This is a genomic window from Algibacter pectinivorans, assembly GCF_900112595.1.
Taxonomy (GTDB): Bacteria; Bacteroidota; Bacteroidia; order Flavobacteriales; family Flavobacteriaceae; genus Algibacter_B; species Algibacter_B pectinivorans.
In genome coordinates this window covers 60,812-72,108 of record NZ_FOMI01000012.1, presented here as the reverse complement: position 1 = coordinate 72,108, position 11,297 = coordinate 60,812, and the positions used below count along the sequence as shown (strand labels likewise).

General features: G+C 33.1%; 13 protein-coding genes. 9 read left to right on the top strand and 4 right to left on the bottom strand.

Annotated elements, in window-relative coordinates; translation table 11 throughout:
- Positions 1–10: 10 nt before the first annotated feature.
- Entirely contained in the window at positions 11–430 is a 420-nt protein-coding gene (locus BMY96_RS15060; RefSeq protein WP_245750667.1) for a 3D domain-containing protein, read from the top strand.
- A gap of 62 nt (positions 431–492) precedes the next feature.
- Here the strand turns inward: BMY96_RS15060 and BMY96_RS15055 are convergent, their stop codons facing one another.
- Positions 493–1,047, bottom strand: coding sequence for an ExbD/TolR family protein (locus BMY96_RS15055; protein WP_092853683.1), 555 nt, complete (start codon positions 1,045–1,047; stop codon positions 493–495).
- A 250-nt stretch (positions 1,048–1,297) separates the two neighbouring features.
- Here BMY96_RS15055 and BMY96_RS15050 point away from each other — a divergent pair, with 250 nt between their 5' ends.
- Complete coding sequence (locus BMY96_RS15050; protein WP_139205274.1) at positions 1,298–1,972, top strand: hypothetical protein; 675 nt, start codon at positions 1,298–1,300, stop codon at positions 1,970–1,972.
- A 7-nt stretch (positions 1,973–1,979) separates the two neighbouring features.
- On the opposite strand, the gene mgrA is transcribed toward BMY96_RS15050, so the two are convergent.
- Positions 1,980–2,993 (bottom strand): L-glyceraldehyde 3-phosphate reductase, encoded by a 1,014-nt coding sequence (gene mgrA, locus BMY96_RS15045; protein WP_092853679.1) that lies wholly within the window; start codon positions 2,991–2,993, stop codon positions 1,980–1,982.
- A gap of 260 nt (positions 2,994–3,253) precedes the next feature.
- Between mgrA and BMY96_RS15040 the strand changes: the two genes are divergently transcribed.
- The 6 genes from BMY96_RS15040 (at position 3,254) to BMY96_RS15015 (ending at position 9,042) form a co-directional block, all read left to right on the top strand.
- Positions 3,254–4,813 carry a DEAD/DEAH box helicase gene (locus tag BMY96_RS15040; protein WP_092853677.1) on the top strand — a complete coding sequence of 520 codons (1,560 nt, stop codon included), beginning with the start codon at positions 3,254–3,256 and terminating at the stop codon, positions 4,811–4,813.
- Between the two features lie 251 nt (positions 4,814–5,064).
- Entirely contained in the window at positions 5,065–5,517 is a 453-nt protein-coding gene (locus tag BMY96_RS15035; RefSeq protein WP_092853675.1) for a cold-shock protein, read from the top strand.
- Positions 5,518–5,569: 52 nt separating this feature from the next.
- The gene (locus BMY96_RS15030; protein WP_092853673.1) at positions 5,570–6,484 is read left to right on the top strand and encodes an EamA family transporter; all 915 of its coding nucleotides are present in this window, start codon (positions 5,570–5,572) and stop codon (positions 6,482–6,484) included.
- A 16-nt stretch (positions 6,485–6,500) separates the two neighbouring features.
- On the top strand, positions 6,501–7,325 hold the full coding sequence (locus BMY96_RS15025) for a DMT family transporter (protein ID WP_092853778.1): 825 nt from the start codon (positions 6,501–6,503) through the stop codon (positions 7,323–7,325).
- 58 nt (positions 7,326–7,383) lie between these two features.
- Complete coding sequence (locus tag BMY96_RS15020) at positions 7,384–8,430, top strand: glycosyltransferase family 9 protein (protein ID WP_092853670.1); 1,047 nt, start codon at positions 7,384–7,386, stop codon at positions 8,428–8,430.
- A 57-nt stretch (positions 8,431–8,487) separates the two neighbouring features.
- Positions 8,488–9,042, top strand: coding sequence for a DUF4251 domain-containing protein (locus BMY96_RS15015; RefSeq protein WP_092853668.1), 555 nt, complete (start codon positions 8,488–8,490; stop codon positions 9,040–9,042).
- 99 nt (positions 9,043–9,141) lie between these two features.
- Here the strand turns inward: BMY96_RS15015 and BMY96_RS15010 are convergent, their stop codons facing one another.
- Positions 9,142–9,882: an acyl-CoA desaturase gene (locus tag BMY96_RS15010; RefSeq protein WP_092853666.1), complete on the bottom strand. Its 741-nt coding sequence runs from the start codon at positions 9,880–9,882 to the stop codon at positions 9,142–9,144.
- A gap of 67 nt (positions 9,883–9,949) precedes the next feature.
- Complete coding sequence (locus tag BMY96_RS15005) at positions 9,950–10,519, bottom strand: Crp/Fnr family transcriptional regulator (RefSeq protein WP_092853664.1); 570 nt, start codon at positions 10,517–10,519, stop codon at positions 9,950–9,952.
- A 183-nt stretch (positions 10,520–10,702) separates the two neighbouring features.
- Here BMY96_RS15005 and BMY96_RS15000 point away from each other — a divergent pair, with 183 nt between their 5' ends.
- Positions 10,703–10,948, top strand: coding sequence for a cold-shock protein (locus BMY96_RS15000; RefSeq protein WP_092853662.1), 246 nt, complete (start codon positions 10,703–10,705; stop codon positions 10,946–10,948).
- Positions 10,949–11,297: the final 349 nt, after the last annotated feature.

Here is an 11,297-nt window from a genome sequence, read left to right as displayed (position 1 = left end):
ACCTTTTAATATGAATAAACCTATAATTTTAAAAACCTTTATTTGTATTTGTGTTTTTATAGTTTTAAGCTGTGGCAAGTCTAAACCAACCATTGAAGACATTTATGTTTGGAGGCCTTTACAGGTTACGGCTACCGCTTATAATTCTTTGGCATACCAAACCAATTCGAATCCGCATATAACGGCGTTTGGAGATAGTTTAAAACCTGGGCTAAAGTATATTGCGGTTTCTCGCGATTTACTAAAACTAGGGTTAAATCAGGATACCCCAGTAAAAATAGAAGGACTTAAAGGTGTGTATTGGGTTAAGGATAAAATGCACTCTAAATGGCGAAACAGGATAGATATTTATATGGGCGAAGATGTTAAAGCCGCTAAAACCTGGGGAAGAAAAAAAGTGAAAATTGAATATGGTATTCTTAAGCTTTAAAGCTTATAAAAATTGAGTTATTAAGTTTGCCGCCAAAATAACTCAATCTTAAAAATTGTTATTTATTTCGTTTCAGCTTCCGAAATAATAAAAGGATAAGCCTTTTTCACTTGGTTTTCCTCAGTTGTTGTTAAATTTACAGCAGGTTTTCCTAACACATTTAAGCTGTATCCTTGTCTTAGTTCATAATAGGCTTTTGTTAATTCATTTTGCACAGCAACAAAGGTTTTGTAAGTTGTTTGCTTGCTGTTTTGTAAGGATATAACGGCTTTGTTAGGGTTATCTGAAGCAGTCGATGCTTTATTACCATGGCAATAATTACAACTCGCATCACCATTATTATCCGCAAAGTTTTTAACAATCTCTTTAATTTCAGATAAGGTTACGAGTTCATCTTCAATTAGAATATCATCAGTACTATTAATGGCAATTCTTAAAATATTTCGTTCGGCAATTATACCACCACAATCATTGGTAGGACAGTCTTTTGGAAGGACTCGGTTTATACCTTCGTCGGAAGATATCGTAGCGGTTACTAGAAAAAAGATGAGTAATAAAAATGCGATATCTGCCATGGATCCCGCATTTACTTCTGGTACTAATTTTGAGTGTCTCATAAAATAGATTTTAAAATGTTAATATTTTTTAGAAGTCACAAAAACAGTACCGAAATAATCCCATCTTTATTTTAAAATGAAGTAAAACATTGAAAATAGATATAGATTTTTGTTAATTATTGATGGATTTAGGTATGGTATTTGTTAAACCATTACTAAATATTGGAATTAAACAGGGTGATTTTCTAAGAAAGAAATATCTTTGATAAATTAATAGCCCTCAATCCATAAACTATAAATTGATAATAGATTGATGAAACCTTATGCTTTTTTACTTATTTTAATATGCTTTTCGCTGTCTATTGAAGCGCAAATAGATAGTAAAAATAAATCTTTTTCTATACCTGCCGTAGAAAGTAAAAAAGATACAGCAGATATAGCACCATTAACACCTTCTAAACCTATTGAGAGTAGTAGCACTATTGGTTTAAACAGACCAAAAGTGACTCCAAATCTAGAAATGCCTAAAAAAGAATTCTCCATGTTTCCTGAAGAAGAGTTTGGAAATCCGGGAGAATTATATAGTAAAAGGCTAGGGCAGGTAGAAAAAGAGTTATTGCCTGAAGGTCATGGTGAAAATGCTGGATTAAAAGAAGATGCCTATTGGGGCGATTATAGAACAAAATCTAAATTTATATATATTAAATACAGAGATTATAGCGCTATTGATGGCGATGTACTTAGAGTTTTAGTGGACGACGATGTAATAAAATCGGGTGCATATTTAACCGAAGGGTTTGGAGGCTTTAAGCTAAAATTAAAAGACGGATTAAATAAAATAGATTTTTATGCCGTAAACGAAGGTGCGTCTGGACCTAATACAGCAGAATATAGAATTGTAGATGAATGGAATAAAGTAATCTCTGGAAAAGTATGGGCCTTATCCAAAGGGGTAAAAGTGACTATTATTATTATAAAAGAGTAGTTGTTTTTTATGCTATTATGCTTTCAATCAACTTCAATTCTTCATCTGAAAAACTCAATAGATCTAAAGCTTTTACATTTTCTTTTAATTGATTTGAAGAACTAGCGCCTACTAATACCGATGCTACCTGCGGTTGTCTTAATATCCAAGCAATAGCCATTTGAGATAATTTTTGTCCGCGTTCGTTAGCTATAGCATCCAACTTTTTTATTTTATCTAAATTATCTGTAACCGATTCTTTATTTAAATACGTTAAATCTTTAGCAGCGCGAGATCCTTCCGGGACACCGTTTAAATATTTATCGGTAAGCATACCCTGCGCTAAAGGAGAAAAAGCAATGCAGCCCACACCGTTGTTTTCTAAAGTATCAAGCAGGCCATCTTCAACCCAGCGATCGAACATAGAATATCTAGCTTGATGCAAAATAAAAGGCACTTTTAGTTCTTTTAAAAGTTCTGCGGCCTTTTGGGTATCTTTTGGACTATAATTAGAAATACCAACATATAAAGCTTTGCCTTGGCGTACAATATCTGCCAATGCACCCATGGTTTCCTCTAAAGGCGTTTCTGGGTCTGGCCTATGATGATAGAAAATATCAACATAATCTAATCCCATCCGTTTTAAACTCTGGTCTAAACTTGATATTAAATATTTTCGAGACCCTAAATTACCGTAAGGCCCCGGCCACATATCAAAACCAGCTTTGGTAGCTATAAATAATTCGTCTCTATACGCTTTAAAATCCTTTTTAAAGATGGTTCCAAAATTTTCTTCGGCCGATCCATAAGGTGGTCCATAATTATTGGCTAAATCGAAATGAGTAATTCCTAAATCGAACGCCGTTCTTAAAATGTCTCTACCATTTTGAATAGGATCGACAAACCCAAAGTTATGCCACAAACCAATAGAAAGTGCGGGTAGTAAAACGCCGCTTTTTCCAGAGCGATTATAGGTCATATTATCATACCTGCTTTCGTTGGCTAAATATTCTTTTACTTCAGATTTATCGTTTATATTCATAATGCATTTTTAAGAAATCCAAAGGTATTAAAACCTTTTAAGAATTATAGCTAAATTACAGGCTTAACATTTTACGGAATGTATCAAATTAAAATTTGTGCTCATAAAAAAACATTGTTTTTCAGAGGGTTAGAGATTAATTTGGAGGTGTAAATATCGCTCCGTTTTTTAGCTGTTAATATAAGTTTAATAATTTCACAGCAAAAATGCTTGATAACCCCTTTAAAGATGTTATTTTTGCACGTTTCAAAATTTAAAATATGTCGGTTACAAAAGCAGAATTAGAACAAGAAGAGAGAGCAGAAGGTAAAAGTTTATATAGTTACCAAAAAGGTGCAATAGATAAGATATTTACTGCTTTTGAGGAATCTCCAGAAGATTACCACTTACTTTATCAGTTACCAACAGGTGGTGGTAAAACGGTTATTTTTTCTGAAATAGTAAGACAATATTTAAAGCACCATAAAAAGAAGGTGTTAGTAATGACGCACCGAATAGAGCTATGTAAGCAAACCTCGAATATGCTTACTGAGTTTGGTGTACGCAATAAGGTAGTAGACAGTAAGGCAGATTTAAGTGATCAAGCAGAATTTAGCTGTTTTGTTGCAATGGTGGAAACCTTAAATAATAGATTAAATGACGATAAACTAGATATTTCCGATATAGGTCTAGTTATTATTGATGAGGCGCATTACAACTCATTTACTAAACTATTTAAGTTTTTTAGTAAATCGTTTATATTAGGTGTTACAGCAACACCATTAAGTTCTAGCATAGAATTACCTATGACCGATAATTATGATGAACTAATTGTTGGAGAAAGCATTGAATCCCTTATTGAAAATGGCTTTTTAGCACGAGCAGAAATGTTTACTTATAACGTAGGGTTAACCTCGTTAGTGGTAGGTGCAAATGGGGATTATACGGTTAAATCTTCAGAAGATTTGTATACGGATAACGACATGTTATCTAAATTATTACAGGCTTACGAAGAGCGTGCAAAAGGAAAGAAAACCCTTATTTTTAATAATGGTATTACAACCTCGTTACATGTGTATGATACCTTTAGACGAGCGGGTTACCCTATAGCGCACCTAGATAATACCAATACCAAAAAGGAGCGTTCCATGATATTAAAGTGGTTTAAAAATACTCCGGGAGCTGTTTTAACTTCGGTTAGTATTTTAACTACTGGTTTCGATGAGCCAACTGTAGAAAGTATTATTTTAAATAGAGCAACAAAATCGTTAACGCTTTACTACCAAATGATTGGTCGTGGATCTCGTATTTTAAAGGATAAGAAAACCTTTTCTGTTATCGACTTAGGTAACAACTTCCACCGTTTTGGACCTTGGGGCGATGGTTTAGATTGGCAACGTATTTTTAAATCGCCAACCTATTATTTAGATTCTATTTTATCGGACGATGAGTTAGAAAGTAATTTTAGGTATGAAATGCCAGATGCTTTACGCGCAGAGTTTGCTAAATCTGAAGACGTCCATTTCGATATCCAAAAAACCTATGTAGATTCTATTAGAAACGGAGAATCATCAAAAGTAGTTTTAGAGCGATCTATAGAGCAACATGCTAAAATTTGTATTGAAAACAGCGAAGATGTTTACGATGCTTTGGCACTAGCTAAACAATTAGGTGACGATATTGATTTTAGAATTCAGCGCTATACAAAGTGTATTAGTAAAAGCACCTATAATTTTGTAGATTGGTTAAAAGGCGATTACCGCAAGAAATTAAATTCCTATTTACGTACTAATTTTGACGAAGTTTTCGAGCAGATTCATGGATTTCCTCCTGAGGATTAGACCACATATCTATAAGGTAATAAAATATTAAAAGTGGTTACAATTCATTTATTTAGTAATGGTTGCTCTTTTGCCAATATAAAATAGATGTCGATTTTAGGATTGCTATAACGCCTAACGACATATTTTAACGCCATAAAGTTATTTACGATTCTGAAAGCTTAATAATATGCTGTTTATTATAACATCATGGAAATAAGGCGTATCTTTGTTTTATATTAATATTAAAACCCAGCAGGAGTATTTAAACTATGGCAAAATCGCAAGTAACATTTAACAAAATTGAAAAAGAAAAAAAGCGCTTAAAAAAGAGAGAAGAAAAGCAAAAAAAGAAAGATGCTCGAAGAGCTGAAGCTAAAGAAAACCCACAAGGAATTCAGTTTGCTTATGTAGATTTTAATGGAAATTTAACCGATACACCGCCAGACCCAGCAATGCGCGAAAAGGTTGAGGCAGAAAGTATTGAGTTAGGTATCCCTAAGAAAGAGGATAGAGAAGAAGAAGAGCCAGCAAACAAAGAAGGGAAAGTTTCTTTCTTTGATCATTCTAAAGGTTTTGGTTTTATTTTAGATAGTATAAACCAAGAAAAATATTTTGTGCATGTTAGTGGTTTACTTGAGGATATCGAGGAAAACGACAAAGTAACTTACGAGTTAGAGCGTGGGCAAAAAGGAATGAATGCCGTAAGAGTTAAAAAGATTTAAAAATTTTTCTAGTATCACACTAGGACTATACATTATATAAAAGGCTAAAATTATGAGTGCATCGCGTAAAACGGTTCTTATAATTTTAGCCTTTTTTGCTATTTATGTTATTTGGGGATCTACCTATATGCTTAATAAAATAGCAGTATCACAATTACCTCCGTTTTTTCTTGCCGCCGTTAGATTTCTTGTGGCAAGTATAATCATTTTTATTATTGCAAAAAGCTTGAGTATTAGTCTTAGTATTACCAAAAAGCAATTTATAAACACCTGTATAGCAGGAGCCCTGTTTTTAACCTTAGGCAATGGTTTAGCGGTTGTGGCTTTAAAATATATAGATAGTGGTTTTGCAGCTTTAGAGATTTCGTCGCAACCCTTAGTGGTTTTAATTATGATGCGTATTTTCCTCGGAAAAAAGATTAAAACCATGTCTTACATTGGTGTAGTATTAGGGTTTATAGGTATTTTTTTATTAGTTAGCCAAAATCAAATAATAAACAAGGAAGGGCAAATATTAGGTATGATTTTAATATTCTTATGCATGCTCTGTTGGGCGTATGCCAGTATTTTTGTTGGCAATGCCGATTTACCAAAAAACCACTTTGTTAACACAGGCTATCAAATGCTTACCGGCGGTATTATGCTGTGCATAGTAAGTTTATGTTTAAACGAACCTTGGTCGTTGCCAAATGTTTGGCAGACTGATGTACAATGGGCCATGGGTGGCCTTATTATATTTGGAAGTATTGTGGCTTTTACAGCTTTCAATTATCTTTTAAAAGAAGTATCTCCCGAAAAAGTAGCAACGTCAACTTATGTAAATCCTATTATAGCTTTAATTTTAGGCTGGTGGATTTTAGACGAGCAAATAACTTTACAATCCATTATTGCAGCCGGAGTTTTATTAACTGGTGTTTATTTTATAAATACGAAACGCCTTTTTAAATTAAGAAGTATTGGACGTTAAGCAAGCTATTAAATTCATGATTATAAGCACCATAGCCTTTGCTTGTATGAATGCAACAGTAAAATATTTAACACACATTAGTGCTTACCAAATTGTGTTTTTCAGGTCCATTGGCTCTTTGTTTTTTACATTTGGCTTTCTGTTAAAAAATAAAATTCCTTTACTAGGAAACAATAGAAAACTTTTAGTGCTTAGAGGCTTAGTAGGTGTTGTATCTATGACCTTATTTTTTATGTCTACTAAATACCTACCCATAGGAACTGCAGTGTCGTTACGTTATATGGGACCCATTTTTGCTGCTATTTTTGCTGTTTTTTTACTAAAAGAAAAAGTGAAAGCCTTACAATGGCTATTTTTTGCCATGGCATTTTCTGGTGTTATTATATTAAAAGGATTCAATACCGAGTTAAATTGGTTTGGTTTAATCCTAATTTTTATATCGGCCATTTTTATTGGTCTGGTTTATATTATTATTAGTAAAATAGGTAAAGGCGATCATCCTGTTGTTGTAGTTAATTACTTTTTAGTTATTTCTACCCTAGTTGGTGGTTTGTTATCCATTAACAATTGGGTACAGCCAGTAGGTAAGGAGTGGGCTTTATTACTAGCTTTAGGAGTTTTTGGCTATTTTGGGCAGGTAAACATGACCAAAGCATTGCAAGCGGCATCTACCACGCAAGTAGCACCCCTTAAATATTTAGAAGTAATTTTCACCTTGCTTTTTGGTGTATTCTTTTTTAGCGAAATTTATACGTTTTGGAGTTTGTTAGGTATCGCCTTAATTATAGCAGGCCTAGTTTTAAATATTATTTACAAGGGCAAAAAAATAATTAAACAATAAATTATATAGGACATTATAATTTGTAATTTTGCCGCAATTTATTTGAATATTTTATTTCATGAGTTTTAAAACCCGAGTTAATAATTACAGAAGAAAAATTATGCGCAGCATTACCAAAAATATTGGTAGTGCATATAGCGAACCCAAAAAGGGCGACATTCATGCTTCTGAAATTAAAACCGTTTTAATAATAAGGCCTAACCATCGCTTAGGAAATCAATTATTATTAACGCCATTGGTGCAAGAGGTTATTAATACGTTTGATGGCTGCCAAATAGATTTGTTTGTAAAAGGCGGTGTAGCGCACCCTGTTTTTGAAAACTACAGCCAAATAAATAACATTATAAAGTTACCTAAAAAACCATTTAATAACTTATATCAATACGCTAAAAGTTGGATTTCTATTAAGAAGAAAACATACGATTTGGTTATTAATGCCGATAAAAACTCATCATCAGGAAGACTACTAACCCAAATGGCTAAGGCAAGAGTTAAGGTTTTTGGTGATATTGATGATAGCATAAAAAGTACGTATACGGACCACCAACATATTTCAAAATATCCCATTTATAATTTAAGACATTATTTAGCTAAAATTGGTTTGGATAAAGCAAATACCGAAATGCCTGTTTTAGACATTAAACTTGATGCTAATGAAATAGAAAAGGGTAAAACCATTTTAAAAGATATTACCAAAAACGATAAAAAAACCATTTGTATTTATACTAATGCCACAGGCGCTAAGTGCTATTCTGAAGCGTGGTGGGAAACTTTTTATAGCCGATTAAAACAAGAGTACCCAGATTATAATATTATAGAAATGCTGCCCATAGAGAATATCTCTAAAATTAATTTTAAGGCACCTCATTTTTATAGTAAAGACTTAAGAGAAATGGGGGCTATAATTCGCAATACAAGTATTTTTATTGCAGCCGATAATGGTGTTATGCATTTGGCTAGTGCATCTTTAACGCCTTGCGTTGGTTTCTTTTCGTTTACTAATCCAAATATTTATGCGCCTTACGGTAATGGAAGCGTTGCTTTAGATACTAATGTAACCACTATCGAAAATTGGATAGCTGCCATAAATACCATTCTTAATTAAAAATTGGTTTCATTTTATTTGTTGTAATTTTAGTGTATAGCTTTAAATACACTGCAAATGAAAACAAATCTTGCTTATTTTATATTCGTATTCACTATAGTTTTGTCTTGCAAAACAGCTGAATTTAAGGAAGCTGATATTCAAAATTTCGAGAATTTAATTGCCAGCAAAAACTTCACCATAGAATCGGACAGGGCATATCCATTAATTACCAATGCCATGCAACAGGTTTTAAATTCTGGTATTACGCGACCCGATAATGCAGGTGGCGTAATTAGTTTAATTGGCAATTATAATTTTTTAACTATTAAAGGCGATAGTATTTCGTCGCATCTACCTTATTTTGGCGAGCGCCGTATGAGTGGCGATTATGGTGGTGCCGATAGTACTATAGAGTTAGAAGGTTTAATGAAAGATTATACGGTTACCGAAGGGAAAAATAAAACGTATACCATAACGTTTGATGCTAAAAGTAAAGGTGAAAATTTTAAAACGCAAATTATTGTTTTTCCTAGTTTAAAAGCCGAAATACAATTATCGGGCACGACTAGAACCTTTATTTCTTATTCGGGCACACTAGCAGCTACTGCAAACACTAAAGAGGGCAAATAAGTGCGTTAAGGATTGCAAGGGAAAGCCCACAGCCCGACGTAGGAGGAGCGAGGACTTGTACTGGAAAGCCTGACCCTTTTTAGGGTAACGCCCAAATGTTTATTTTTTTACAGGAATGGGTTTAAGGTGTATTAAACCTAGGGCGTCCAATACTCTAATAATAAGATACGTTATATCTATTTCGTACCATTTTACTCCAAAATTTGCTCTGTTAGCGTGTTTATGGTGGTTGTTATGGTAACCTTCGCCCATCATTAAAAAATCGAAACGGAATAGATTTTTACTAGTGTTTTTCATTTGAAAATTTACATAACCGTAAATATGACCAAACCAGTTAATAATAACACCATGTATAGGCGCCATTAAAAACGTAATAGGTAGTAAAAGCCATTGCCACCAAGCAGTTACAAAGAGGGCAAAAAAGAGTATGTAAAGCCCAATCCACAATAGTCTAGAAAAACGAGAACTTGCAAAAGCATCAAAAGATTTCCATTGCGGTACGTTTTTGGTAAATCGTTGGTCTATAGCTATTCGCTCCTTATTGATATCTTGATAAATGGTTTTTGTGCGCCACATCATAGCAAATAAATTAGGATCGTGCGATGGCGAATGTGGATCCTTATTGGTATCTGTATAAGCATGGTGCATACGGTGCATAATACCGTATCCGTAGGCGCTTAAATAGCTAGAACCTTGAAAAATCCAGGTTAATACAAAGGTGATACGTTCCATGGTTTTACTCATGGTAAATACTTGATGAGCCGCATATCTATGCAGAAAGAACGACTGAAAAAATAGACCTCCGTACCAAAGTACAATAACGAAAAGGACAACTAACATAACTTTTTTTTACAAAGATACTAGCGCGTGGTGTTTAAAACAATGAACCTAAATCAATAAATTGGTGCTATAAACGTTTTCTAATTCGGCTTAAGGCTTGTGCAGTAACACCAATATAAGAACTTATATATTTTAATGGAATTACCTTTAAAAGTTCTGGGCGTTCCTTAAACAATTTCATATAACGCTCCTCGGCAGTTAAGTTTAACAGGTTTTGTTCGCGTTTAGATTTTAGTAAGAATAGGCGTTCGGCAGTTAAGCGGCCTATTAAATTGCCAATTTGTGTGGTTTTATAAACGTCTTGCAAATCGTTGTACGTTATGCTTACAATAGTTGTTTCGGTAAGGGCTTGTAACTGGTAAGCCGATGGGGTTTGGGTTAAAAAAGAATCGTAAGCACTTACAAATTGGTCTTTAAAACTAAAGCCAAACGTAATTTCTTTTTCAGGGTTATCTTTTGGTATAAATAAACGTACCACACCAGATTCTATAAAGGATATATGATTTTCAACCTCGTTAAGCTTTAAAAAAACGCTTTTTTTAGGGATAACACGACGCTGTAATTTGGACATAAAAAAATCCCAATCCGATTGAGATATGGTAGCAATTTGATCTAAATATTTTTTTATTTGTTCCAAGCTTTAAATCTGCTTTTTTAGGTATGCAAATATAAGAATATAGTCCTCGATTGCACTTATTTTAAAAAACTAAGCGCTATTATTCACTGTATTTTTTTTAAACGCTATTTTTTATGCTATTTTTGTGCCTTAGTGAAGTATAATTAAGTAGACTTTTAATAGGTCGAATAAAAATTAGAAAAGTTGATTAAAGATTTTATAAGTAGATTATTTGGCAGTAAAAAAGAAACAAGCTTAAAAGAAGGCACAGTTAAATTTTTTAATTACAAAAAAGGATATGGCTTTATAACTGTAAAAGATTCTGGCGACGAAATCTTTGTGCATACCAAAAATCTTATAGACAAAATAAGAGAGAAAAATAAAGTAACCTTTACGGTAGAAAAAAGTCCTAAAGGACCCATTGCTACCAATGTAAGGGTTGTAAAATAGCATATAACTTACCAAAATTATTAAACCATCTTTTACAGGTGGTTTTTTTATACCTAAAATTTAAACGAGTTGTGGGTTAGGTCTTGTGCGTTCCTTTGCAAGCGCTAGTACACCATACTGCCAAGGCATTTTGTCCTAATTGTTTGTGTAGTACCAAACTTAAAATGTCAATATGACTTTTAGGTAAAAATAAGACACTCTGCTTCTGAAAAATTGACAGAAAAACACCCGGATTTTAAGTCTAATTTAGGTTGTACCATGCTTTTTTTTAGTTTGGTATTTTTTTTGTTCTATTTAAACCGAAATCAATTAAGATTTCAAATTTGAAATAATGTTTAATTTAAAATTT